General features: G+C 63.3%; 26 protein-coding genes. 8 read left to right on the forward strand and 18 right to left on the reverse strand.

Annotated elements, in window-relative coordinates; all coding sequences use genetic code 11:
- The first annotated feature begins 31 nt into the window (after nucleotides 1-31).
- Complete coding sequence (locus ACX80T_RS01895) at nucleotides 32-1,051, forward strand: Gfo/Idh/MocA family protein (protein WP_024476009.1); 1,020 nt, start codon at nucleotides 32-34, stop codon at nucleotides 1,049-1,051.
- 1 nt (nucleotide 1,052) lies between these two features.
- On the opposite strand, the gene ald is transcribed toward ACX80T_RS01895, so the two are convergent.
- Entirely contained in the window at nucleotides 1,053-2,165 is a 1,113-nt protein-coding gene (gene ald, locus ACX80T_RS01900; RefSeq protein ID WP_116777994.1) for an alanine dehydrogenase, read from the reverse strand.
- 279 nt (nucleotides 2,166-2,444) lie between these two features.
- Between ald and ACX80T_RS01905 the strand changes: the two genes are divergently transcribed.
- Nucleotides 2,445-3,656: a PucR family transcriptional regulator gene (locus ACX80T_RS01905; protein WP_116777993.1), complete on the forward strand. Its 1,212-nt coding sequence runs from the start codon at nucleotides 2,445-2,447 to the stop codon at nucleotides 3,654-3,656.
- A gap of 18 nt (nucleotides 3,657-3,674) precedes the next feature.
- Here ACX80T_RS01905 and ACX80T_RS01910 read toward each other — a convergent pair whose 3' ends face one another.
- Nucleotides 3,675-4,079 carry a helix-turn-helix domain-containing protein gene (locus ACX80T_RS01910; RefSeq protein ID WP_116777992.1) on the reverse strand — a complete coding sequence of 135 codons (405 nt, stop codon included), beginning with the start codon at nucleotides 4,077-4,079 and terminating at the stop codon, nucleotides 3,675-3,677.
- 171 nt (nucleotides 4,080-4,250) lie between these two features.
- Between ACX80T_RS01910 and ACX80T_RS01915 the strand changes: the two genes are divergently transcribed.
- Nucleotides 4,251-4,517, forward strand: coding sequence for a hypothetical protein (locus ACX80T_RS01915; RefSeq protein ID WP_019482149.1), 267 nt, complete (start codon nucleotides 4,251-4,253; stop codon nucleotides 4,515-4,517).
- Between the two features lie 55 nt (nucleotides 4,518-4,572).
- On the opposite strand, the gene ACX80T_RS01920 is transcribed toward ACX80T_RS01915, so the two are convergent.
- From ACX80T_RS01920 to ACX80T_RS01960, 9 genes are all read right to left on the reverse strand, one after another.
- Entirely contained in the window at nucleotides 4,573-5,331 is a 759-nt protein-coding gene (locus ACX80T_RS01920; RefSeq protein ID WP_116777991.1) for an SDR family oxidoreductase, read from the reverse strand.
- A gap of 60 nt (nucleotides 5,332-5,391) precedes the next feature.
- Nucleotides 5,392-6,408 carry a PHP domain-containing protein gene (locus tag ACX80T_RS01925; RefSeq protein WP_116777990.1) on the reverse strand — a complete coding sequence of 339 codons (1,017 nt, stop codon included), beginning with the start codon at nucleotides 6,406-6,408 and terminating at the stop codon, nucleotides 5,392-5,394.
- A 46-nt stretch (nucleotides 6,409-6,454) separates the two neighbouring features.
- Nucleotides 6,455-7,216 (reverse strand): IclR family transcriptional regulator, encoded by a 762-nt coding sequence (locus tag ACX80T_RS01930; RefSeq protein WP_116777989.1) that lies wholly within the window; start codon nucleotides 7,214-7,216, stop codon nucleotides 6,455-6,457.
- Nucleotides 7,217-7,336: 120 nt separating this feature from the next.
- Complete coding sequence (locus tag ACX80T_RS01935; protein WP_459303554.1) at nucleotides 7,337-8,200, reverse strand: ABC transporter permease; 864 nt, start codon at nucleotides 8,198-8,200, stop codon at nucleotides 7,337-7,339.
- Complete coding sequence (locus ACX80T_RS01940) at nucleotides 8,184-9,164, reverse strand: ABC transporter ATP-binding protein (RefSeq protein WP_019482154.1); 981 nt, start codon at nucleotides 9,162-9,164, stop codon at nucleotides 8,184-8,186. Before ACX80T_RS01940 ends, ACX80T_RS01935 begins: the two co-directional genes overlap by 17 nt.
- Nucleotides 9,161-10,309: a LolA family protein gene (locus ACX80T_RS01945; protein WP_459303555.1), complete on the reverse strand. Its 1,149-nt coding sequence runs from the start codon at nucleotides 10,307-10,309 to the stop codon at nucleotides 9,161-9,163. The genes ACX80T_RS01940 and ACX80T_RS01945 overlap by 4 nt, the downstream gene beginning before the upstream one ends.
- 140 nt (nucleotides 10,310-10,449) lie before the next feature.
- Nucleotides 10,450-10,998, reverse strand: a complete 549-nt coding sequence (locus tag ACX80T_RS01950) for a hypothetical protein (RefSeq protein WP_133185406.1) — start codon at nucleotides 10,996-10,998, stop codon at nucleotides 10,450-10,452.
- Nucleotides 10,995-11,249 (reverse strand): hypothetical protein, encoded by a 255-nt coding sequence (locus ACX80T_RS01955; protein ID WP_207771301.1) that lies wholly within the window; start codon nucleotides 11,247-11,249, stop codon nucleotides 10,995-10,997. Before ACX80T_RS01955 ends, ACX80T_RS01950 begins: the two co-directional genes overlap by 4 nt.
- A gap of 172 nt (nucleotides 11,250-11,421) precedes the next feature.
- Nucleotides 11,422-12,081, reverse strand: coding sequence for an NUDIX hydrolase (locus ACX80T_RS01960; RefSeq protein WP_116777984.1), 660 nt, complete (start codon nucleotides 12,079-12,081; stop codon nucleotides 11,422-11,424).
- Between the two features lie 60 nt (nucleotides 12,082-12,141).
- Between ACX80T_RS01960 and ACX80T_RS01965 the strand changes: the two genes are divergently transcribed.
- On the forward strand, nucleotides 12,142-13,008 hold the full coding sequence (locus ACX80T_RS01965; RefSeq protein WP_459303556.1) for an MBL fold metallo-hydrolase: 867 nt from the start codon (nucleotides 12,142-12,144) through the stop codon (nucleotides 13,006-13,008).
- 69 nt (nucleotides 13,009-13,077) lie between these two features.
- Here the strand turns inward: ACX80T_RS01965 and ACX80T_RS01970 are convergent, their stop codons facing one another.
- The 4 genes from ACX80T_RS01970 to ACX80T_RS01985 form a co-directional block, all read right to left on the reverse strand.
- Nucleotides 13,078-13,647, reverse strand: a complete 570-nt coding sequence (locus tag ACX80T_RS01970) for a potassium channel family protein (RefSeq protein WP_019482160.1) — start codon at nucleotides 13,645-13,647, stop codon at nucleotides 13,078-13,080.
- Nucleotides 13,644-14,072 (reverse strand): SHOCT domain-containing protein, encoded by a 429-nt coding sequence (locus ACX80T_RS01975; protein ID WP_165802554.1) that lies wholly within the window; start codon nucleotides 14,070-14,072, stop codon nucleotides 13,644-13,646. Before ACX80T_RS01975 ends, ACX80T_RS01970 begins: the two co-directional genes overlap by 4 nt.
- A 29-nt stretch (nucleotides 14,073-14,101) precedes the next feature.
- Nucleotides 14,102-16,780, reverse strand: a complete 2,679-nt coding sequence (locus ACX80T_RS01980) for a LuxR C-terminal-related transcriptional regulator (RefSeq protein WP_116777981.1) — start codon at nucleotides 16,778-16,780, stop codon at nucleotides 14,102-14,104.
- 62 nt (nucleotides 16,781-16,842) lie between these two features.
- A complete protein-coding gene (locus ACX80T_RS01985) occupies nucleotides 16,843-17,064 on the reverse strand; it encodes a DUF1269 domain-containing protein (protein WP_116777980.1) in 222 nt (73 codons plus the stop codon).
- 116 nt (nucleotides 17,065-17,180) lie between these two features.
- Here ACX80T_RS01985 and ACX80T_RS01990 point away from each other — a divergent pair, with 116 nt between their 5' ends.
- The 3 genes from ACX80T_RS01990 to ACX80T_RS02000 are packed head-to-tail and all read left to right on the forward strand — an operon-like array spanning nucleotide 17,181 to nucleotide 19,116.
- The gene (locus ACX80T_RS01990; protein ID WP_116777979.1) at nucleotides 17,181-17,609 is read left to right on the forward strand and encodes a DUF6325 family protein; all 429 of its coding nucleotides are present in this window, start codon (nucleotides 17,181-17,183) and stop codon (nucleotides 17,607-17,609) included.
- 36 nt (nucleotides 17,610-17,645) lie between these two features.
- Nucleotides 17,646-17,915: an SHOCT domain-containing protein gene (locus ACX80T_RS01995; protein WP_116777978.1), complete on the forward strand. Its 270-nt coding sequence runs from the start codon at nucleotides 17,646-17,648 to the stop codon at nucleotides 17,913-17,915.
- Nucleotides 17,916-17,928: 13 nt separating this feature from the next.
- Nucleotides 17,929-19,116 carry a hypothetical protein gene (locus ACX80T_RS02000; RefSeq protein WP_459303557.1) on the forward strand — a complete coding sequence of 396 codons (1,188 nt, stop codon included), beginning with the start codon at nucleotides 17,929-17,931 and terminating at the stop codon, nucleotides 19,114-19,116.
- Here the strand turns inward: ACX80T_RS02000 and ACX80T_RS02005 are convergent.
- Entirely contained in the window at nucleotides 19,110-19,601 is a 492-nt protein-coding gene (locus ACX80T_RS02005; protein WP_459303558.1) for a nucleoside deaminase, read from the reverse strand. The two genes, ACX80T_RS02000 and ACX80T_RS02005, sit on opposite strands and share 7 nt — an antisense overlap.
- Before the next feature lie 340 nt (nucleotides 19,602-19,941).
- Here ACX80T_RS02005 and ACX80T_RS02010 point away from each other — a divergent pair, with 340 nt between their 5' ends.
- The gene (locus ACX80T_RS02010) at nucleotides 19,942-20,769 is read left to right on the forward strand and encodes a DUF1206 domain-containing protein (RefSeq protein WP_024476015.1); all 828 of its coding nucleotides are present in this window, start codon (nucleotides 19,942-19,944) and stop codon (nucleotides 20,767-20,769) included.
- 15 nt (nucleotides 20,770-20,784) lie between these two features.
- Here the strand turns inward: ACX80T_RS02010 and ACX80T_RS02015 are convergent, their stop codons facing one another.
- Together ACX80T_RS02015 and ACX80T_RS02020 are read right to left on the reverse strand one after the other, a co-directional pair.
- Nucleotides 20,785-21,546 carry an SDR family NAD(P)-dependent oxidoreductase gene (locus ACX80T_RS02015; RefSeq protein ID WP_459303559.1) on the reverse strand — a complete coding sequence of 254 codons (762 nt, stop codon included), beginning with the start codon at nucleotides 21,544-21,546 and terminating at the stop codon, nucleotides 20,785-20,787.
- An 8-nt stretch (nucleotides 21,547-21,554) separates the two neighbouring features.
- Nucleotides 21,555-22,553 (reverse strand): acetamidase/formamidase family protein, encoded by a 999-nt coding sequence (locus ACX80T_RS02020; RefSeq protein ID WP_459303560.1) that lies wholly within the window; start codon nucleotides 22,551-22,553, stop codon nucleotides 21,555-21,557.
- Nucleotides 22,554-22,625 lie beyond the last annotated feature (72 nt).

A 22,625-nucleotide genomic window follows, 5' to 3' on the forward strand; every position in this document is an offset into this window, starting at 1 on the left:
AGGGTTTAACTCCGCCCGGTAGGCTGAGCCCATGACGACAATCCGAACAGCAGTCTTCGGCTACGGCCTTGGTGGACGCGTGTTTCATGCCCCTTTCATCCACGCTGACCCGCGGTACTCACTCGATATCATCGTCACTTCCGACCCAGCCAGGAAAGCCGAAGCCGAGGTGCGGTATCCGGGTGTCCGCGTAGTACCGACTGCCGCGGACGCCTTCGCCCTGGCTGGTCAGCTCGATCTGGCCGTGATCAGCACTCCGCCGGCCACTCACGTTCCGCTGGCTCAAGCGGCTTTGGAGGCTGGGCTCGCTGTCGTCGTCGACAAGCCCTTCGTCGTCGACACGGCGGATGGTCTGCGGCTCATCGAACTGGCGCGGTCTCGTGGGACGGTGCTGAGCGTTTTTCAGAACCGAAGGTGGGATGGCGATTTCCTGACCGCCCGGAAGCTCATCGACGACGGCGCCCTCGGGACGGTACGCCGCTTCGAGTCCCGCATGGAGTCCTTCAAACCTGTGGTGTCCAAACCGTGGAAGGGGGCGGTCGCCGGGGAGGGCGGCGGCATACTCTACGATCTGGGACCGCACCTGATCGACCAGGCGTTGCAGCTATTCGGGCCCGCGGAGCTGCAATACGCCGAGCTTGCCGCGCACCGCGGCGACGGTGGGCCGGATGACGATGCGTTCCTCGCCCTGCGGCACACCAGCGGGACCATCAGCCACCTGTGGATGAACGCCCTGGCACCACAGGCTGCCCCCCGGTTCCGTATCGTTGGATCCCAGTCGGCCTATTCGAAGTGGGGTGTTGACGTGCAGGAACCGTCGATCATCGCGGGAATGCTGCCCACAGATTCCCTTTATGGAGTCGAGGATGAACTCGCCTGGGGGCTCCTGGGGTTCGACGCCGACGCTACCAAGGTGCGCACGGAGAAGGGCGCTTACCCGCGGTTTTACGAGCTGATGGCCTCAGCCGTGCTCGATGGTGCACCGGTGCCCGTAGATCCGCAGGACAGCATTGCTGCCCTGCGGATCATTGAGGCAACCCACCTCCGCTGAGTCAGACCAGTTCTCGCCAGTCAGCGGCAAGGTCGAGGCCGTGAGCTTCGGAAACAGAATGGTGTGCAACCCGTCCACCGGCAATATTCAGGCCATGCGCCAGTGCAGCGTCGGACTCAAACGCAGCCCGGACCCCGCGGTTCGCCAGTGCGACCGCATAGCGGAGCGTCACATTGGTGAGTGCGTAGGTTGAGGTGTTGGGCACTGCGCCCGGCATGTTCCCCACACAGTAGAACAGCGAGTTGTGCACGGTGAAGGTGGGATTCTCGTGCGTGGTCACATGTGAATCCTCGAAGCAACCACCCTGGTCCACAGCGATATCCACAAGGACGCTTCCCGGTTTCATCCGGGAAACCATTTGGTTCGTCACGAGCTTCGGAGCACGGGCACCGGGGATCAGGACAGAACCAATCACCAGATCAGCGTCCAACACTGCTCGCTCGATTTCAAAGGCATTTGAGGCGACGGTCTTGACCCGGCCCGCGTAGAGGGCGTCCAACTCGCGCAACCGGCCAATGTTGATGTCGAGAATGGTGACTTCAGCGCCAGTGCCCACCGCCATCGCTGCCGCATTTGTGCCGGCTACGCCGGCGCCGAGGACAACTACCTTCGCTGGGCGTACTCCGGGGACCCCTCCGAGGAGTAGACCGGGGCCACCAGCAGGAGCGGTCAGGACCTGAGCTCCCACCTGTACCGACAGTCGACCGGCAACCTCGGACATCGGTGCCAGCAGGGGCAGCGCGCGCCCGTCCTGAACCGTTTCGTAGGCAATCGCCGTTACGCCCGCGTCCAGCAGTGCCCGGGTCAGCTCGGGTTCCGCCGCGAGGTGGAGGTAGGTGAAGAGAATCAGACCCTCGCGGAACCGGTGATACTCCTCGGCGATCGGCTCCTTGACCTTGAGCACCAGGTCCGCCCGGGACCACAATTCGTCGGCAGAGGTGACAATCTCCGCGCCGGCTGCAGAGTACTCATCGTCGGTAATGTATGAACCGACTCCAGCGTCTTTTTCAATCAGGACTGTATGCCCGTTGGTACGGAACTCATGCACCCCTGAGGCGGTGATGGCCACGCGGAACTCGTTGTTTTTGACTTCTTTAGGAACGCCGACGATCACGGGATTCTCCGTTCACTCTCAAGGTGCGGTGAGGTGGCTTATAGCCAGGTCCCTAGCCTACGGACAACCAGGAGCCTTCGGGCAGCCCCCCGGTCGTGTTAGATCGTCGCCCGGGGACGGATGATGGCCCGACTGGGTCAACGATCCCTGTGGATGCGGGCCCGGTGCGGAATGTGACCTGGTTCACTACCATACGAACAGCAGCTAACGACGTCGACAAGTGTCGACCTTTTGCGCATCAATTGTCTCCTTGGTGACGCCGCCCAGTAGCATGAGGCAATGCAGCCAGACGGGGTCGACGCGGCCGTCGAATCGATAGCCGCCCGGCTGAACCGCGGCCTGTCTCTTGAAGATCTCGACGGCGTGCTGCTGGCGTACAGCAGCCACCAATCCGCCGCTGACCGGGTCAGGGTCAATTTCCTGCTGAGCAAGAAGGTGCCTGCCGACGTCAGCCAATGGCAACTGCAGCACGGCATCTCATCGGCAGTCCGTCCAGTGGTGCTGCCAGCCAACCCGTCGCTAGGGATGCTCGGACGAGTCTGCGTTCCCTTGCTGGTCCGAGGGTTCCGGGTGGGCTACCTCTGGGTGCAGCAGGAGGCAAACGAGACGACCCCCGAGGCAATTCTCGACCAGCTCCCGGATGTGCGTGCTGACATGGATCGACTTGCATCACTACTACTGGAAGGCAACACGGCAGCCTCCGAACACCGTCGCAAGAGGGAAAGCATCTTTCTGGCGGCCTGTGACGGGACCGAGGCTGGTACCGACGAGCTGGCTGGTTGGCCCGAGCTTCACAACACTGCTCCCTGGCAGGTAGCGGTGCTCTACGCCCAGAACGATCTGCCCGAACCAGTCGACCCCCACGCGAGCCTGCTGACCCACCGCACCGCCGCCCTGCAGGCCACCGTGGGTGTGAGGTCGGTGCTGTTCAGCGCCGGGACTCCGGCCATCGCTGTGCTGCTCCTCACCGGTGACGTGGGCGGCGGCGAATACGCGGAGATCCTTCGCCGATACGATCAGGAACAAGCCAAGCGTGAAGGCGGTGCTGTGGGGCGCGCCCTGCTGGGGCTGAGCGAACGGGTGCTTGATCTACGGGAGCTGCCAAAGGCTTTCAGCCAGGCACGCCGCGCCGTCCAGGCGTCGGCGGTCGATGGAGGGCTCGGTCTGATCACTGAATACCGGGCCACCGGGTGCTATCAGTTCCTAGCCGCCGGAGGATGGCAGCTGACATCCGCCAAATCGGTCCACTTCGCCGAAATTGAGGAGCAGGATAAAAACTCTGAACTACTGCCCGTCCTGGAGTTGCTTTACGACAAGAACGGGTCGGTTCAGGATGTAGCCGCGCAACTGCACCTACACCGCAGTAGTGTCTACAACCGGCTGGCGCGAATCCGGTCGATCATCGGCGCGGACCCGCTGAACGGTCACGTGCGGCTGGAACTCCATTTAGCCCTCAAGGCGCGGAAATGGTCACGGCGTCCCAGGATCTAATCCCGTACTGGCAGTCTGTTAGCTGCCCGTAATTGATCGCGGCGACTCTCCGCGTTTGTCTGATTTCTGCGTGGCCAGCCACTTGGTAATGTCCTGGGATCTAATTCGTCGATGGGTGCCGCGATATTCGACCGGAATAATCCCTGCATCAGTGAGATTTCGTAAATAGGTGTGTGAAATTCCAGCTGCCGCCGCGGCCTGTGAAGTGGTCAGGGTCTCGGCAGTGGAGGTGGTGGTGACGGCGTCACCGGCAGCAAGCCGGCGCAGGACGTCGACGACAGCATCCCGGGCGGCAGGTGGCAGTTTCACCGCGGTGCCGTCAACAAATACGGTGACGTCAGCAGTTTCGGCGAGGGCACGGTTCAACGGTGCTGCATCGGCTGGGCGAAGGGCCTCGGTGGTGTGGGGGCTGCGGATGACCATTCCTCTATTCTGCCAAGGCCTGTCAAAAGTGAAAGTTTCAACAGAAGTCTTTAATCCAGTGGTGACGACAGGCTCTTCCCCAAATGTCGTGAGAGGACTAGGGTGGGGTCCACTCATAAGGGGCGGAATTAACCGGAGCACAATTATTCACTGGCTGGAGTGGTGATTCCCATGGCAATATTCAATCCATACGAGTCCGAGCGGACCCGAGTGCCCGCAGGCGATGTCAGGGAACGTGACCCGGGCCTGCCCTGGTGCTCCGAATGCGACACCGACGAGTTCCTGATGTATGAGGATTTCGTCCCGGCGCGTCGTCCCGCGGGGGGCGGTCACCTGGTTGCAGCGAGCGTCAATTACTCCTGCTCTGTTTGCGGGAGGTTTAACGGGCACGAGGTGCCGGACTCCTGGAACCCGCCCAACTGGTTCTGGTACTCCTGACGGCGCTGCACCTCCTGGCATAGCCGCACCGCCCAGAGGCCAAAAGGCGCCCGGGTCAGCCGCGGCCGACGAAGGGCATCCCGCTCGCGGTGATGAGCAACGACCCGACCGATGCAGAGGCCGGCAGTTGAGCCATCAAAAGGACCGCCCGGGCTGCCTCTGCCACGGGGAAGGTGGGCTCCGGTCGGCGGGAGCCGTCTGCTTGTAACGCGCCGCCGTTGACGCCGATGGTGTCCATGAGTTGGGTGTGGGCGTTCCCGATGTCGATTTGGCCGCAGGTGATGCCGAAGGGGCGTCCATCCAGCTCGATCGACTTGGTCAAGCCAGTAATCGCATGCTTGGTGGTTGTATAGGCGACCGACAATGGGCGGGGTGAATGAGCCGAAATGGACCCGTTGTTGATGATCCGCCCACCCGGTGGCTGCTGGCTCTTCATCAGTCGAACAGCGGCTGCGGCACACAGGAACGCGCCGGTGATATTGACCGCAACGGTGTCGGCCCACTCTGCCAGCTGAATCTCGTCAACGGCGCCCGTAGGACCGAACACGCCCGCATTATTGAAAAGCACCGACAGGGCCCCGAACTCCTGCTGGACGTAGTAAAAAAGTCGGTCGACATCGTCGGGCCGGGTAACATCGGTGGACACCACATGGGCGCGGGGATGCCCGTCTGCGGTCTCTTCAAGGGCAGCTTGTCTCCGGCCCGCCAGGACGACGTCGAACCCGGCGGTGAGAAACTCTCGGGCCACGGCACGCCCAATGCCCGAGCCGGCGCCTGTCACGACTGCGGTGGGCGTACTGGGTGTTACGTCCATCTGTTTCCCCTGGGCTAGTTCTGGTGCTGTCGGTTGGTTCATTCCGCGATGCTGGCTCACCTAGTCGCCGTTGAGCCAGCTGAGCAGTTGCTCCTCCGGCCAGGTAGTGATGATGCGCTCAGCTGGAACGCCATTGGCTTCGGCCCGTTCCGCCCCGTACTGCAGGAAATCCAGCTGGCCGGGCGCATGCGCGTCGCTGTCGATGCTGAAAAGGCAGCCAGCATCCAGTGCCAGGCGAATCAGTTCATCGGGAGGATCCTGGCGTTCCGGTCGGGAGTTGATCTCCACGGCAACGTTGTTTTCGGCGCAGGCCGCGAAGACTTGGACGGCGTCGAACTCCGACGGCGGGCGAGTCCCCCGGGCCCCCTGCACGAGACGGCCGGTGCAGTGTCCCAGGACGTTGGTCTGTGGGTTCCGGATCCCGCCGAGCATCCGCCGGGTCATAGTGGAACGGTCAGAGCGAAGCTTGGAGTGCACGCTGGCGACGACGACGTCGAGCCGGTCCAGCAGCGCTGGCGTCTGGTCGAGGGTGCCGTCCTCAAGAATGTCGACCTCGATGCCGGCCAGCAGCCGGAACCCGGCGGCGCTGGCGTTGATCTGCTCCACAATATCGAGCTGCTCAGCGAGTCGTTCGGCGCTGAGCCCATTGGCGATAGTGAGGTTGGGCGAATGATCAGTGAGGGCCAGATACTGATGGCCGAGGGTTTGTGCGGCCTGGACCATCAGTTCGATGGGGCTACCGCCGTCGGACCAGTTGCTATGGCTATGCAGGTCGCCTCGTAGGGCGGCCCTGAGCGAGTGTCCGCCTTCCACCAGGGGCATGGCCGACTGTTCGCGGAGTTCAGCGAGGTAATCGGGGATCTCTCCGCTGACGGACTGGGAGACCACCTCGAAGGTGCGCGCCCCGATGCCCTTCATCCTTTTGAGTCGACCATCTCTGGTCCTGGCCAGCAGCTCGTCGAAAGACAGCTCACCGAGAAGATCGGCGGCGTTCCGGAATGCCTTGATTTTGAAGGTTGGCGCTGCCTTGCGTTCGAGCCAGAAGGCAATTTCATTAAGCGCAGCTACGGCGTCCATGCTTCACCCTACAAATAACCCGGTCTGAAGTCGCCGAAACACCGGGTCAGGCCTTCAGATTCAGTTCCGCGGCGATTGATCGGACCGCCTCGCGGAGCAGAGGGACGGCCTTCTCGGCGAACCGTTCATCGACGCGGGAGACCGGCCCGGATACTGAAATGGCGCTGGGGGTCGGCGCGTCGGGGACGGCCATGGCGAAACACCTGACGCCGAGTTCCTGCTCCTGCTCATCGACTGAGTAACCGCGCTCGCGGATGAGCTCCAGTTCGGCCAGCAACTCGTCGATGTTTTTCAGGCTCCTGTCGGTCGGCGTGGGCATGCCCGCGCGGCCGACGATGCTGCGCACCGCATCGTTGCTCAACTGCGCAAGGATGGCTTTCCCCACGCCGGTGTCGTGGGTGTGGGCGCGGCGGCCCACCTCGGTGAACATGCGCATCGAGTGGGGGGAGGGCACCTGAGCGATGTAGATGACCATGTCCGAATCCAGGACTGCCATATTGGACGTCTCGCCCAGACTGTCAACCAGGTTCTTCAGCTGGGGACGGGCAAGAGCTCCGAGCTGTTTGTTGGCGCCTTCGCCCAGCCGGATTAGCCGCGGGCCCAGCGCGTAACGGCGGTTTGGTAGCTGGCGGGCATAACCCTTGGCGACCAGGGTGCGCAGCAGGCGGTGGATGGTCGGCAAGGGAAGATCGGTCGAGGAGGAAAGTTCGCTGAGGGAGACTTCCCCGCCGGCGTCGGTGATGAGCTCGAGCAGTTCGAAGACCCGCTCGACGGACTGTACCCCGCCGCCTGCTGCTTTCTCAGCCATGTGACACTCCCAATTCTCGAGCTCCCACTGACAGGTTTGATCCGCGAGGTGGAAACTTTCTAGAGGCTATCGTACTTTCCACTCAGTGGAATCGGGAATCCAGCAAGATGAGGGCAGCCGTCAGGCGAGGACATCGCGCGTGGTGAACCGGCCGTAGGCGAGCGCGCCGAAGACCAGCACATAACCCGATTGTAGGAGGGCATTCGCGGCGAAGGAGGACCACTCGATCGGCTGCCGGAGCAGATCCACGAAGCCAAACCAGTAGTGGCTCAGGAGCCAGGGGTGCAAGAGTTCCAGCTGGGGAAGCTGACCCACCACTTGGGAGACGACCGAGATGACCACCGTCGCGGCCATCGCGCCGACCGGCACATCCGTGAGGGTCGAGATGAACAGGCCGACGGCGCAGAGCCCGGTAAGCGACACGGTGACGTAGGCGCAGATCAACGCCGACCGCAGCAGAGACTCGCCGATGCTCACGGTGTCACCGGACAGGAGGGTCACCGGCCCCACTGGGAACAGGACAGCGCCAATCAGCGTTCCGGCCAGGACGACGGCGAGTGTCGCTGCCAGGCAGAACACCACAGCACCGGCGAATTTCACGGCGAGCAGCCGGCCCCGGCCCACGGGTGCCACCAGGAGGTAGCGTAGCGTTCCGGTGCTGGCTTCGCCGGCGATGGTATCGCCAGCCACTACCCCGACAGTGAGCGGCAGAAACAGCGGAATAGCGACAGTGATCGCTGCGACGGCCACGAACAACCCGTTCTGGGTGATCTGGTCAAGGAAGGCCGGGCCGCGCCCCGTAGGCGGACCGGAGGTCAGCCGGACAGCCACCGCAATCAGAACCGGGATGGCCGCCAGCGCAAGAAGCAGGGCCCAGGTGCGCCGTCGTCTGAACAGGATTGAAAGTTCCGAAGCCATAAACACCAGCCCCGTTGCGGGCCGCCGCCCGATGCTGTGCGCCGGATCGTTATTGGACAACGTCAAACCCTTCCCCGGTGAGCGACACAAAAAGTTCCTCAAGCCCCACCTGATCGACGGTAAAGCCCTTCACTCGGACCCCGGCGGCCACGAGAGCGGCGACGATGGTCTCGGGTGGGAAATGCTCGGGTAGCGGGGCGCCCACCGCAACATCGGAACCGCCCGGGGTGTGGTGGCTGGGTGTCGGCTCTTGCGGGGTCAATCCCAGCCGGGTCAACACCTGTCGGCAGTCCGCGCCGTCGGGGGTAAGTACCTCCACCCGGGTCTGGCCGGCGGCGCGCAGCTCACTCAGCTCGCCCTGCGCCACCAGCTTGCCCGCTCGGAGGACCGCCACGTGGGAGCAGATCTGTTCCACCTCGGCCAACAGGTGACTGGAGACGAAGACCGTGGTGCCTTCTGCGGTGAGGGAATGGACCAGATGACGTACCTCGCGGGTGCCCTGGGGATCGAGGCCGTTGGTCGGCTCGTCCAGGACGATCAGGTCCCGATGTGTCAGCAGTGCGTTGGCGATCCCTAGCCGTTGCTTCATTCCCAGAGAGTAGGCCCCCACCTTTTTGTCGGCCGCCTGTGAAAGGCCTACCCGTTCCAGTGCCTGCGCGGTGCGGGCGCGGCGGGTCGACGGGTCAACGAAGCGGTCTGCGGCGTCGAGGCGGTGCAGGTTGGCCCGCCCCGAGAGGAAAGGGTAAAACCCAGGTCCTTCCACGAGGGCTCCCACCCTGGGCAGTACCTCGGGAAGAAACCTGGGGATCTTGCGCCCGAGTACCTCCACGTCGCCCGATGTCGCGCTCGCCAGGCCTAGCAGGATACGGATCGTTGTAGTTTTGCCTGACCCATTGGGGCCGAGGAAGCCGAAAACCGACCCCCGTGGTACTGACAGGTCGATACCGTCCAGGACTGTTTGCCCACCGAATCGCTTCGAGAGCCCCCTGGTCTGAACGGCAGGGCCCTCCGGTAACGTTTCGTCGCTCACTCGTCGTCGGCAACTGCCTGGAGACGATCGGCGGGCACGGAACCCACCAGAACCCGCCCATCATCGGTGAGCAGAACGTTAAGCAGTCGGGTCTGCATCAGGCGGCCGCCGTCGACCGGTGTGCTTAGCTGATCGATCATTCCGGTCAACTCGGGGTCTCCGGTCGGGAAGTCCCCGGCGGAAAACTCCACCACGGTTCCCCAGCCGGTGCCGGTGACAGTCGGTTCGGTTGACTCGTCGGTGGCTTCGGGCTTGCCATCGCTATGATCGCGTTTGTCGTCGTGTTCGCGGTATTCGCCGTGTTCCGGAGCCTCAGTGATGGTGGCACCAGCCGGGGGCGTGAAGTCGAATATCTCGGGAGCGGGCGCCTCGAAACTGATCTCGGTGTATGCGGCACTGAACGCCGGGGTGGTTCCGCTACTGGCAGCGACGCTGACCGCGAGCGGGAGGCCCGTCTCGGCGTCGACGTCGACCGTGATCGAACCCACCAGAGTTTCGTTGCTGCGGGGGGTCATGATCAGCTGGTAGGCGGCACGGCCGGCGACCATCCGGTCGGGGCCAACTGAAACTTCGGTGGTCGGGTCGGCCTTCTCGAGGAGGAGTGTGGCGAGCTGGTCCGGGGTCTGCACCCCGGGGAGGTCAGCCGGCACTCCGTCTGCCGACTTGATTACCGAATGTACTGCGGAATTTTCTTCGGAGTCGTAGAACCAGAGCTTATCGCCGTTGAGGATGAGGTTTCGTTCGGCCATCTCGTCCTGGATCTGGATTCGAGCCTGGGTTGGGCCGTCAAGGAAGACCCGTGCGGTGTGTGGGGCAGTGAGCATTTCCAGCATGGCGCCCTCGGCAGTCGGAACCGACCCCCCGTCGGCGCCGGGATCAGTTCCAGGGGCTGTGCTGGGCCCCATACCGCCTCCGCCCGCACCATTGATCAGGGAGAGGTCAGGCAGCCCGAGGTCGGACGTCTGCTCCACGGTGCCCGAAAGTGCATCCACCGAGTGGCCGGCAGCTAGTTCGAGTACCTCGGCGGCGGTCAGGTCCGGCAGGTCGACCGCGGCGTTAGCCGTGAGTGGGACCAGGATGACCCCGGCGCCCATGACAGCTGTCACTGCTACGGCCGGCGCCCAGTTTCGCCACTTACGGTTCATGGTCCATCTCCCTTGATCACAAGTTCCGCAACCACAACGGTTATGTTTGGACGTTACTCCGGTTTCCTGAGAGTTTGATCTGAGTTTCCCGCCCCTGTCCGCTAGGGAAGCGAACGGTCTGGCCGGGGGAAAGTAAGCACCTAACGGCGGCGTGAACCGAAAAGGTAGCCGCCGACCGCGGCGCCGAGGGCGACCCCGCTGGTCAACAGGGCGGTGCCGATCGGCCGGATCGGGAGTCCACTGCCGAAGGGCGTGTGGACGGCACCCGGATGCGAGGCCAGAGGGGCAGGCACGAGTCCCGATCCCACCGCAATGAGGACTCCGGCCAGAAGTAGACCGGCGCCCACCCACAGCACCACCACCGGTGAGCTGGGCTTCCTCGGGTTTGTCCCAGTCATGACCCGCTGACCTTTCCCCAGCCGGCGGCCGGCGGCTGCGGCGCTGGCCATCAGCCCACCGACCAGCAGCACTTGACCGCACACGGCGAGCAGGTCGGAAAAGGAGGAGGCGTCGTCGTCGACCGCTATGACCAACTCGGAGGAATAGGCGATGCTCTGCTCGCCGACGCCGGTGGGCAGGGGCAGCGTGGTGGGGGCGGCGCCGAACAGGAGTGACACCCCACCGAGCGTCACCACAAATGAGAGCGCGACAAGCCAGACGGCCACCGGCTTTAGAGTGAAAGTGGTCATGGTGCCCGCCACCCGCGAAAGTTGCCAAGTGCCCAGGCGATAATTATCAGCCCGAGCGCAGCAAGACCCAGCCCGAAGATTTCACCAGCGGTCGGACCGGGCAGGAGCACGGAGTTTGACAGCGGCGCGTAGGCAAACCAGCCAAACTCCAGGGGCGGCCTGGTCATCGCTGCTGTAATGATCATGGCCAGCCCGACGACGGCGGCGCCCAGTCCTCCCGCGAATACCCTGTGTGTGCGGATCCAGTTCAATGTTTCCCCCATCGACGCGCCGCGGCAGCGGCGACCTGCTCCAGAGACTACGCCGTGATGGGTGCGCCAGGGAATCGTGGTGGGGAACGGCGGGATTACCTCCGGCGGATCGCGGAAGGTTGAGGACCCCGGACGATCCGGTCGCGGGGTGCTGGGTGGGGTTTGAGGTGGGCTACGGTCGGCCCACCGGCGAAATGCAGCGGGGCGCCTGCAGGATCGGCTCCAGCGCTGCCGCCAGGCGTCCCGGGAGGCCGGCCAGTTCCGTTAGGAGCGCCTCCGTGGGGCGCATCAGGTTCAGCTGCCCATCGGCGGCGCCCGCGAGAATCCACCGGGCTGTTGCCCAGTGCGACGAATCGGCCTCGGTGGTCTGGTGCCGCGGATCCACGGTCGGAGCAAGCACGGTCAGGTAGAAGAAGGTGTCGAAGCGCTTGCCGTAACTGGCAGGCGTAATCCAGTTGGCCCACGGGGTCAGATCCTCGGGCGCCAACACAGCCCCCGTTTCCTCCTGCACTTCGCGCACCGCTGCGGCGAGTAACACGCCGGATGCCTCAGCCGGGGACACCTCAATCGAGCCGGGCCCCCGGCCGGAGGCAATGCTGGTCGCCGCCCAGCTCCGCGCATGATTGGCCAGGAGGTGCGCCGGGGCGGGGTGGGCGACGGCGGTAACATGGTCGACGGCGTCCACGCGGCCCCCTGGGAAGACGACAACCCCTGCAGCAAAGTCCATCGTGAGCGAGCGGTTCTGGATGAAAACCTCATCCCCACGGACCATCAGGACGCTGACGGCCAGGCGGGGAACCACCGCCGGCGCGTCGTTGTGGGATGTTCTCATGCTGCGCACTTTATCCGATACGGGGGTCGGCGCAGGGACCGGGATCGCTAGGGTAGATGCATGGTTCAATTGCACACGCCAGGTCTGGTTTCCAGCAGCGACCTCACCCGGTATCGGCTTGCCCCAAATCCGGGGCCGATGAGCCTGGAGGGCACCAACTCGTATCTCATTGCAGCCCCGGAGGGCGAAGTGCCCGGTGAAGTGCCCGGTGAAGCAGCCGGTGTCGCAGCGGTGGAGACGGGGCAACGCCCGGTTGTCGTCGTGGATCCCGGCCCGTTGGATGAGGAACACCTGGCGGCGCTGGCCGGCGCAGGGAAAGTTGAACTGGTCCTGATTACCCATCGGCACCGCGACCACACCGAAGCCAGCGAACGCTTCCATCAGCTGACCGGAGCGCCGGTACGGGCAATGGATCCGGACCACTGCCACGGGGGATCTCAGCTGGTCGACGGTGAAGAAATTTTCGCGGCGGGGGTGACCATCCGGGTTTTAGCCACCCCCGGGCACACCTCTGACTCGGTCTGTTTTCTCCTGCCCGACGACGGCGCTACCGGTTCAATCCTGACGGGCGACACAATCCTGGGCCGCGGCACCACCATCATCGACTACCCCGATGGCCGGCTGGGTCCTTACCTGGACTCGCTGGCGAAGCTCAGCGCGCTCGGACCGGCCAGGGTCCTTCCCGCCCACGGCCCGATCCTCCCGGATCTGACAGCCATCTCACGCCACTATTTACGGCACCGGGGAGAACGGTTGGATCAAATCCGCGCTGCGCTCGCGGATATTGGTGCTGGCGCAACGGTACAGAACGTTACCGACGTGGTCTACGCCAACGTCGACGGGTCAGTCCGGCGGGCAGCCGAGGCGTCGGTGGCAGCTCAGCTGGATTACCTGGGCGTCCCCGGCCAGACCACCGAGCCGGGGTGAAACCGACTTCGAACGGCAAGAGCAGCGCGATCCGTCCACCACCCCGGTCAGGAGTGGCAGCGGGCAGCGCTAACTTCGCCGAAGTAGCCCCTGACGCGCCGCGAAGAACACCACTTTTACGATCAGGATCAACAACCCCAAACCGGTGATCATCTGGATGGTCACCGCGACCCGCGCGAGAGTGTCGATGGGCACGACGTCGCCGAAGCCGACGGTCGCAAATGTAGCTGTGGTGAGGTATAGCGCGTCCACCCGGCTCAGGGGCTCGCTGAATGACTGGGGATCCGTCACAGAAATGGACACGTAGAGCAGGGCGAACAGGCAGAGGAAGAGGGCAACACTCTGGACAACCGCCTCGGCGGCACGCACCTGGGGGACCCCGGAGGTGAGGACCAGCTGGATCTGAAGGGCCATGGCGATCAGGAAAATGAGCAACAGCGCGATGAGCCGTATCCAGGCGGCTGCCGCAGTGCCTGATGCGAATCCGGAAACGGGGAACTGGAAGTAGACGGCAAGTATCACTGCGAGAGTCACGATCGAACGGATCACGGCGACGACAACGACCCGGCGTCGTCGTCGTTGATCGAGTTCAAGAAAGGACGCCGGCCGGTTTTTGCTGTTCCGCCTGTCTGGTGTCATCGAGGTTGGGTGCCCGCTCCAGGTGAGCGGCCTGTGCTGAAGGGCAGATCGACCAGGATGCTCTCCTTGAGCCGTTGGAACTCGGCTTCAGAAATTGCGTTGTCATCCAACAGGGCCTTCGCGGTCTTGATCTGGTTCACGGCCGTCGCCTCTTCGTTGCCCGCGGTGGCTGCTGCTGCGGTGCGAGAAGACTCAATCATTCCGTAGCTGCGCAGGGCCATCGCCTGTCCGTGGGCTACGAGGTAGGCCAATGCTGTGAAGAAGGGAAGGAAGATGAGGAGAAGAACCCAGACGAACTTGACCCATCTACCCATTTCCGGGCTGCGGAAGATGTCGGCCAGTACAAAGAAGAGGAGCGACAAATAGGACACGAGCAGGAAAAAGACCAGCGTTGCCCAAAAGAAGTCCCAGAAGTTGATGCTCACAGAGCACCTCCTAGGGTCGGGTGCTACGACTAGTTGTCGTAGCGCGGGGTAAGGGATTTACGCGCGCCGTTGAGCACAACGGCGGAACTGGCTGGTGTGCTGGCGGTTGCCGGCAACAGCCCAAGGTCCTGGGCAATGGCGATCGCTTCCCGGCGGGAAGTCGCCCCCAGCTTCCGGTAAATGCCCCGGACATGTGTCTTTACGGTGTTTGTTGAGATCAACAGCCGCTCCGCGATCTCGTCGACGGTCGCGAAGGTGGGCAGCAGGGTGAGGAGATCCAATTCACGATGGGTGAGGGGCGGGTAGAACGAGCTTTGCCCGTTACCCCGGAAACGGGTGATGCGTGCGATGATGTGGCCGAACGCGGGAAAGTAGAGTTGTTCATGAACCACAGCAGCTCGGACTTCGGCCCCGGCAAACGCGAACGCGCGTAGCGTGCCGCTTTTGGCCCCCAGTTGAAGAGCTTCCCCCAACGCGGTTCGAGCCTCGTAGGTCCGGTCCTCTTCGAGCGCTATGCGGCAGGTCAGAGCCCACGCGGTCAGAATGGAGCACCGGCTTTGGCTTTCAACGTAGCCAGCGGTGACTGCTGACAGGAGCTTCCGGGCGGCATTCAGATGCCCGGCGGCGAGGAGCTCCCACGCGGAGATGGTGTGCAGTTCTCCGCTCACCCCTTGATGCTGCCTGAGTTCCGACTTGAGCGTCTCCAATGCGTCGCCGTGTCTCAGCTGGAGCAGCATTGACGCCGTTTGGAGGGAGCAAATAGCGAGGTCTGGTGGGAACGCACCGTGGATAAGGTCGTGTCGCACCCGGTTCAACAGCCCGGCAGCAGCCTCATGCCGGTTGCTCCCGCTTTGAAATTGCAGGATCAGGGATAGCTTTGAGTTCGAACGGGCGATTACTGGGACGGCCGAATCGGCGCGTCTGACGTAGGCGTTGTGGAGCCGGGCCGACGAATCGTCCAAGGCGTGATAGGCGCACCACGCGGCGATCAGGTGCGCCGGCCTCAGGCTGGGGCCGTAGCGTAGTTCGGTTTCACCGGCGCGCCGGATAGCCCAGGAGGCTTCTGCCCGGGCCAGCCTGAATTCTTCACGGGAGACATGGACAGCGGCAGCAACCGATCGGGCATCAACCAGAGCGGTCTGGTTCCCGCGGTTACGGGCAAGCCGGGATGCCTGCAGCGATAGGGCCAGCGCGTCTTCAAACCGCCCCACCCCAACCATCGCTGCGGCCAGGACATTCGTCAGGTACAGGTCGAGGTCGTCGAGGGGAGGTTGTTCAACGACCTTTTCAAGCAAGTCCACAGCGTCAGTGAATGAGCCTCGCGACATATCCAACTGAGCCTGGAGAGCGGTTGCCAGCAGGACAAATGCCGCCGGTAGGTGCTGCCCAGCGCCGCTGCGTTTGAGGCGATCGAGGCCTTCGGAGGCTACGGTCGGGTCGCCCGCCCGCAACGCGATCACCCCTTCCAGGAGCGTCAGCTCCTGGAAGGAGTGACGCTTTTGGCTGGCGGATATTTCGAGAATAAGGTTGGCTTCGCCGCCCCACAGGAGTTCAAGACCAGAGGTGGCCACGGTGGTTCGCAATACATCGGGGTTTCCTGACTGCACCGCATGAACCAGAGCCTCCGCGTGTCGTCCCTGCTCCGGTAACCAGGCGGCCATCCGGGCGTGGGCGGCAGCCAAGGAATCTGTAGGATTCGCCGCAGCGTGAGCGTCGAGGAAGCGCCGCAGCAACCGGTGGCATCGAAAATGTCTGATCGCCAATGGCTCGCTGCTGACGTCCATGATCAGACCCGTTTCGGCGCGGAGGCGGTCGAGGACCTGCGCGCCATTGGTTCGGCCCAGAACATGGTTGAGATCCTCGACAGTCCAGGTGGCAAGCGTCGACACGGAGAGCAGTAGTTGTTGCAGTTCGGGCCTGTAGGAGTCGAAGAGAGGCCGCATAAGCTGGCGATGCAAAGGGTCTGAGGTCGCATCTGGTGGGTTCTGGGAACTGACCGACTCTGCGTGGCGGGACGCCAGTCTGGTCGCCGCAGGCCACCCCTCGGTCAGATCAAGTAAGCGGTCAACGTCCAGGGGGGAACCCCTCACCAGCCGAACCAACTCACGCCTGGTGAAGGCGAGCGATCCGCCGTCGACCTCGATGAGAGCGTCGTCAAGGTTGACCTGATACAACGCACTGAGCCTCGGTAGGGATCGACCGATCAGAATGAAGCGCACGTTCGATGCGGAGCGCAGAACAAAATAGTCGAGGTCCTGAAGGACCCGACGATCCCTCAGCGCGTGGCAGTCATCCAGGACGAAAATAACCTGTCCCTTTACCTCAGCGATGGTCGTGATGATGCTGTCGATGAATGCGTTGTCCCCGGATGTCTCCGGCGCTGGGTGTCTGCGCAGGCGGCCATCCCCCAGCGTGGGAATTGCCAGCTCGATGGCACTCACCACCAGTGACCAGAACCGTGCGGGTTGGTCGTCGGCCGGGTCGATGGTGAGCCAGACGACGGGGCGGCCCTGAGCTTTCCGCCTGGAAACCCACTGAACAGCGAGCGTCGTTTTGCCATAGCCCATCCCACCGGTGATCGAGGCAAGTCGGGAGCAGGGCTGAAGCACGGCGTCCACCGCCTGCAAGAGACGTGGACGCAGCAAAGCAGACTGGTCCGGCCGTGGCGGCCTGACCTTTGTCGCGGCAACTGCTCCATATGTGACCATGGATCAACACGTCCTCACGATGGACTATCGGGCGGTCTCATGCATCCTTGCAGCAGAACCCGTCAGCTGATACCAATCGTGGGAGTTCCTGGCTTTGAGCACAAGAGCGTTTCCCGAGAGGCGTGGTCGGTCGCCGAAAAAGTGTTGCGGAGCGCATCCGCTGCTTCCCAGCCCAGGTTAGGTCCGAGGAGCACCATCCTGGTCCCGGCGAAGGCTTCACTGACCCGGTCGACGATTGCCCCACTCGTCAGCAGGAAGAGTGCCGAGGTGCCAGTGGTGACCATCTAACTGTGTCGTTCGGGACGTGGTTGGCAGATCACCCGGACCGGGTGATTTCAGTTCGTGTGGTTTGTGGAAAATTGAGCTTTGAACCTGAGCGTAGGTGTTGAAGAGGAGCCACATGCGAGTCGGCCCAGTCGAAGTGATCATCTGCACGTTTCCCAGCCCGGAGATTGACCAGAGTGTTGCTTTCTCATTGAGCGAGGCAGTTGAGTCGGGGGCAGTCGCCCTCCTCGACGTAGTTGTTGTTGCCAGGGATGGGCTGGGCACGCTCAACGTCAGGGATCTGGGGGACGATCTGCCGGCCGTCTGGTCGCGATTGATTGTCGATCCGCGGCCACTGACGTTGCTCAGCGAAACCGACATTGAGGTGGTGGCGGAGTCAGTCGGGGACAACGAGTCCTCGGTGATCGTCACGCTGGAGCATCGGTGGGCTCGGCGCTTGTCTGAAGACGTGCGGGCCGCGGGCGGGACAACCGCGCTGCACGTCCACATTCCGCACGACACAGTGGTCGACGCTTTTCAGGCCGATGGTGTCGCTGCAAGCTAATCGACTCATCCCCAAAATCCGTTCGAAGGACACGAAATGCCATTCGGCAGACAGGGCAGACCGGGCCTCCTTGGATCCGTGGCCCGAACAGCAGTCATCTCAGGCACAGCACAGATGACCGCCGCGGCTATCAACCATCGGATGCATGACCGACAGGTTCGCCCCCATCCGGCGTCGAGCCCGCCACCGCCGATGACAGGCGGAGATCAGTTGGTTGACCAACTGGCCCGGCTCGCCAACCTTCACTCGGCCGGGGTGCTGACCGCCGCGGAATTCGCGGCCGCGAAATCCAGATTGCTGGCCTAGCCGGAGCGCGGCCATGCCCAGGAAACGTTGGGTCACGTCAGTGATCCTGGTAGTCCTCACCGCCGGACTGGTCTTCGCCACGGTTCCGGCTCTATGCCTGCGCACCCACATTCTTGCCACCGATCGATATGTGGCAACAGTCGCTCCGCTGGCGGCCGACCCAGCGATTCAGGCAGAGGTGGCCGAACACGTGACCGAGCGAATTGTTGCGTCAATTGACGTTGAGGGACGCGCCCGGGATGCATTGACCGAGCTGACCCGGTCGGCACCGTTGGCAGAACCCCTGATCGCGGACCTGGTGCCGGTGATCGTTGAACAAACCCACGCCAGAATTGAGGCTGTCGCTTCCCGGGTGGTCACCGCCCCGGAGTTTCAGGTCCTGTGGATCGCGGCGAACCGCGAGGCGCACCAGCGGCTCATTGGTCTGATCACGGGCGAACCCACCGGTGCGGCCAGCCTCGACGAGAGCGGTGCTGTAACTATTTCCACCGGGGAGATCATCGCGCAGGTCAAGGAGCGGCTGATCCGAGAAGATGTGACGATCGCGGCAAGAATTCCAGAGATCGACGCCGAGGTCACCCTTTTCCAGTCGCCAGAGCTGGTCTGGGCTGGGCGAGCGATCAATGTCCTTGACCGTGGTGCAGTGACCCTGACATGGCTCGCCGCGCTAGGGTCAGTCGCTGCGATCGCGGTGGCACCCACCGGCTCGAGGCTGCGAGCGATTGGGACGCTGGGCTTTGGGACTGCGCTTGCCATGGCACTGCTAGCGGTCGCAGTGGGACTGGGGCGGGCGTATTACCTCAACGCGATCCCGTCCGACCGGATTACCCCAGCGGCAGCGCAGAGTCTCATCGATCGTCTACTTGCCCCACTGCAGGTCAGCTTGAGGAGCGTCTTCGTGGTTGCGTTGCTGACCATGCTGGTTGCGTTCCTGGTGAGACGGTCCAGTGTGGCTGTGGGGCAACGGCGCGGCAATACCCCGGATGCCGGATACGCCCGCGGCGACAACGACCCAGAGCCCTGGCAGCACAGCCTGGGGCGGCACAAACGTGCGGCCCAAGCCGCCGTCATCGTCGTCGCAATGGTCGTGTTGGTGCTGTGGCAGCAGCCGACGGCGGCCGTTGTACTGTGGACGACGGTTACTGCTGGGCTGGCCCTGGTGGCGGTCGAACTGCTGCCGCGGTCCATGACTGCTCAGTAGTCGACCCTCGCGGCCAGGGTACGCCAGGCGTCAAACGGAGCCGAGGCTGGGAGTTCCGCTTCCGCGAGTGGGGCCACCTGCCGTATTGGCATCGACCGTTCTTCAACCGGGGTGTTGAAGTAGTCGTAGAAGACCGCGTCATCAAAGCCGGCTTTCTCCGCGTCGAACCGGTCGGCCGCGTAAACCACCGATTCGACTCGCGCCCAAAGCGCGGCGGAGACGCAAAGTGGGCAGGGCTCGCAGCTCGTGTAGAGCGTGCTTCCAGAGAGTTCGAAGGTTTGCAGTGCGGTGCAGGCGTTGCGGATGGCCATCACTTCGGCATGCGCGGTCGGGTCATTGGACGCGGTGACACGGTTGACGCCCGCGAAGCTACGACCATCGCTGGTGACGATTAGCGCCCCGAATGGACCGCCGTCGTTGTGGACATTTGCGACCGCCAACGCGACGGTCTCGTCGAGGAACCGCGCTTCGTCTTGAGTGTTCACAGGTGTTGTCTCCCGGGTGGGCAGCCGCCGTCGAGCCCTGGCCGGGGAATCCTGCCGGCGGGCGCTTCCGGGCAACTGCGGGTCATCAATGTGCAGGTCCACCTGGTAGATAGCTATCCCAGCCGGGACGCCCGCCGTTGGTTTCGTTCGAACTGTAGCACCGCGCTTTCCGTGACCGAAAGGGCGCCCTGCTGCGAAGGCATCCCTCCCACTGACATTTCGTCAACCACTAGCGTGGGCGAGGGTCCCTTCAGGAGCTGACGACGGGCCGCTTCCAAAGTTTTCCGGGTCGCTCCCCCGCCCGGATAGGGTAGAAGCTCTGGCTAATGGGGGAGCGTGGATGTCCGCGGGGGGAAGCAACAGGTCCGGAATAGCGGATACGGCTGAAAGTATCTCGGACGGGTTGGCATTGGACGTCACCGCTCGTTTTGGGTTTGCGGTGCTCGGGGTGGTGCACATCCTGATCGGGGTCATCGCATTGCAGGTCGCGTCCGGTGGGGACGGGCAGGCGGAGCCCACGGGGGCGCTGGAGCAGTTGGCTTCAGGATCTGCTGGACCGTGGACCATGTGGGCGTGTGCGATTGGTTGTTTGGGGCTTGCCCTGTGGCAGCTCAGCGAGTCCACCCTGCGGTATCGGCGGAAGCCAGTGGGGAAGCGGCTTGAGAAAGCCGTCTCGTCGGGGTCCCTGGCCGTCACCTACGGGATCATGGCGGTGACCATGGCACGATTCGCACTGGGCGATGGCCCGGACTCGAGTGAGTTCACCAGGGATTTCACCAGGACGATGATGGCCTACCCGCTGGGATCCTTCATCGTGCTCGTGGTGGGCGGCACGGTGCTAGGGATTGGCGTCTACTTCATCGTCAAAGGGCTGCGTCGAACGTTCAGGCCCGAACTGGAGCACTTTGTTGATTTGCGGCGGGGTGCCGTGGTCGACGCACTGGGGGTGCTGGGCCACGTCGCGAAGGGGGTGGCGCTCATCCTCATGGGATTGCTCTTTGTGGTTGCTGCCATCACCAACCAACCGTCCCAATCGACGGGTCTGGATGGGAGCCTCAAGGCGCTCCAGGACCACCCGTTTGGGAATGGGATCCTGATCGCCATCGCTGTGGGGCTGATCTTCTACGGCGCTTTCGCCATCATCCGTGCCAGGTTCGGCCGGATGTAGCACTTTTCACCTGGCCTAGAACTGGATGCCCCGGGACAGCCCGCCGTCGACCAGGATGTTGGCTCCAGTGGTTCGGCTGGACCGCGGACTGGCAACGAATACCACGGTATCGGCAACTTCTTGCGGCGTGCCCATCCGGTGTGTTGGGTTCAGTCCCATCGCCATGCTGAACAGCTCGGGGTCGCCTTGTTCGATGTTCTGCCACACGCCGCCCTCGTGAAAGGTATTGCCGGGGGAGACCGTGTTGGCGCGGATGCCTTGCTCGGCCAGTTGAAAAGCGAGCCCTGCCATGTAGGCGATGAGAGCCGACTTGACGGTCCCATAGGGCCCGGAGGCGAAGTCCACTTCCCGTCCGGAGACGCTGGAGATGGCAATGATTGACGCAGCGCCGCTCTGCTGCAGGTGGGGCAGCGCCGCCTTGACCAGCCTGACCGTACCCATGAGGTCTACCCTGAGGGATGCTTCCCAGTTTTCGTCAGTGTCGGGGATGGCGAGGGCGCTCACGTTACTGACCACTATGTCGATCCCGCCGAACATCGACGCTGAATCACCGACCCATCGTGCCACCGCGGCGGCGTCGCCCATGTCCATCGCCGTACCAGAGATGCGACCGCGGCTGCCAACCAGTGCGGCTTCACTAGCTTCGATCTCGACGGGGTTCCGAGCGCAGAACCCCACGTTGGCACCCTCTGCCGCGAAGGATTCGACGATTGCCCGGCCAATACCTTTAGTACCGCCGGTTACCAGTGCGGTCAGTCCAGCCAATTGCAGGTCCATGGTCTCTCCTAAAGGTTCTTGCTGCGGTGACGCAGGTCATCGTGTAATCCGTCAAAAGCATGCACTCGGGGGAATAGCTTCTTTGCGGCCTTCACCACCACGCTGTAATTGGCATCGACGGCGTTGGCGATGGGCGCCAGCGCCGTCTGGGTGAGTAACTGGTAAGCGTCCATCTGATGCAGTCCGAAGAGCTCCTCAAACCACCTCACCATCTCCACCTGACCGATTCGCCAGGAGTCTTCCATAGGTCGTGAAGAACCAACGGCCATCCAGTGGCTGTCGCTTTCGAGTCGGGGCCAGGCCGGAGCTCCACCCTTAATAAGCTCGACGATAATGGTTGAATTCATCGCCCCCTCCACGGCCGTTCCGCATGCTTCGCCCTCGCCCTGCCGGTAATGGCCGTCACCAATGGAGAACAAGGCTCCCTCGACGTTCACCCCTAAATAGACCGTGGTTCCGGCTTTGACTTCGGGGGAATCCATGTTGCCGCCGAAACGCTCCGGGACCAGCGATGACCGCACTTCGCCGCCGGGCGGAGCGACCCCAATGGTGCCAAGCATTGGTTCAAGAGGCAGCGCGACCTCGAATTCGGTATGTCGGGCTTGGAATCCAACGGTCTGCCGCGCAGTGTCGACGTGGTAGATCCAGGTGGTATCCGGGAGCGGTTCCTGCAGTAGAGCAGTGCGATCGGTGCTGGTGAGTCCGCCGAAGAAGGGGATGGTGGCCGATGCACCCCAGGAACGGGCGGGCGTCAGGTCCACAATATGAATGGCTAGAGTGTCCCCGGGTTCCGCGCCAGCTACGTAAAACGGCCCGGTTTGGGGGTTCACAAACCGGAGGCCCACCTTCTCGCTGGACAGATCATCGACGCTGGTCAGGGCGTGGTTGAAGGCGTCCTCAGACCACAGTTTCAATACCGTTCCGGGCTGGATCGTCATGACTGGCGCTGCGCCGCCGAACGTGTAGACGAGCTGATCTCGGGCTGGAGTGTATTCAACGGCATCCATTATTGGATGCTATGCCGGTGGTTGTGCACTGACAAGGGTGCGGCACCATCAAGGATGCGTAGCAGCCCGTCT

It is taken from the genome of Arthrobacter sp. Sr33 (genome assembly GCF_054511195.1).

Coding starts and splice junctions, on each gene's coding strand:
- ACX80T_RS01950 (WP_133185406.1), bottom strand. CDS start 10,998: ATGACCACTTTCACTCTAAAGCCGGTGGCCGTCTGGCTTGTCGCGCTC.
- ACX80T_RS01970 (WP_019482160.1), bottom strand. CDS start 13,647: ATGACACCAGACAGGCGGAACAGCAAAAACCGGCCGGCGTCCTTTCTT.
- ACX80T_RS01915 (WP_019482149.1), top strand. CDS start 4,251: ATGGCAATATTCAATCCATACGAGTCCGAGCGGACCCGAGTGCCCGCA.
- ACX80T_RS01930 (WP_116777989.1), bottom strand. CDS start 7,216: ATGGCTGAGAAAGCAGCAGGCGGCGGGGTACAGTCCGTCGAGCGGGTC.
- ACX80T_RS01905 (WP_116777993.1), top strand. CDS start 2,445: ATGCAGCCAGACGGGGTCGACGCGGCCGTCGAATCGATAGCCGCCCGG.
- ACX80T_RS01895 (WP_024476009.1), top strand. CDS start 32: ATGACGACAATCCGAACAGCAGTCTTCGGCTACGGCCTTGGTGGACGC.
- ACX80T_RS02020 (WP_459303560.1), bottom strand. CDS start 22,553: ATGGATGCCGTTGAATACACTCCAGCCCGAGATCAGCTCGTCTACACG.
- ACX80T_RS02015 (WP_459303559.1), bottom strand. CDS start 21,546: ATGGACCTGCAATTGGCTGGACTGACCGCACTGGTAACCGGCGGTACT.
- ACX80T_RS01920 (WP_116777991.1), bottom strand. CDS start 5,331: ATGGACGTAACACCCAGTACGCCCACCGCAGTCGTGACAGGCGCCGGC.
- ACX80T_RS01945 (WP_459303555.1), bottom strand. CDS start 10,309: ATGAACCGTAAGTGGCGAAACTGGGCGCCGGCCGTAGCAGTGACAGCT.
- ACX80T_RS02000 (WP_459303557.1), top strand. CDS start 17,929: ATGCCCAGGAAACGTTGGGTCACGTCAGTGATCCTGGTAGTCCTCACC.
- ACX80T_RS01925 (WP_116777990.1), bottom strand. CDS start 6,408: ATGGACGCCGTAGCTGCGCTTAATGAAATTGCCTTCTGGCTCGAACGC.
- ACX80T_RS01910 (WP_116777992.1), bottom strand. CDS start 4,079: ATGGTCATCCGCAGCCCCCACACCACCGAGGCCCTTCGCCCAGCCGAT.
- ACX80T_RS01985 (WP_116777980.1), bottom strand. CDS start 17,064: ATGGTCACCACTGGCACCTCGGCACTCTTCCTGCTGACGAGTGGGGCA.
- ACX80T_RS01995 (WP_116777978.1), top strand. CDS start 17,646: ATGCCATTCGGCAGACAGGGCAGACCGGGCCTCCTTGGATCCGTGGCC.
- ACX80T_RS02010 (WP_024476015.1), top strand. CDS start 19,942: ATGTCCGCGGGGGGAAGCAACAGGTCCGGAATAGCGGATACGGCTGAA.
- ACX80T_RS01990 (WP_116777979.1), top strand. CDS start 17,181: ATGCGAGTCGGCCCAGTCGAAGTGATCATCTGCACGTTTCCCAGCCCG.
- ACX80T_RS01980 (WP_116777981.1), bottom strand. CDS start 16,780: ATGGTCACATATGGAGCAGTTGCCGCGACAAAGGTCAGGCCGCCACGG.
- ACX80T_RS01965 (WP_459303556.1), top strand. CDS start 12,142: ATGGTTCAATTGCACACGCCAGGTCTGGTTTCCAGCAGCGACCTCACC.
- ACX80T_RS01960 (WP_116777984.1), bottom strand. CDS start 12,081: ATGAGAACATCCCACAACGACGCGCCGGCGGTGGTTCCCCGCCTGGCC.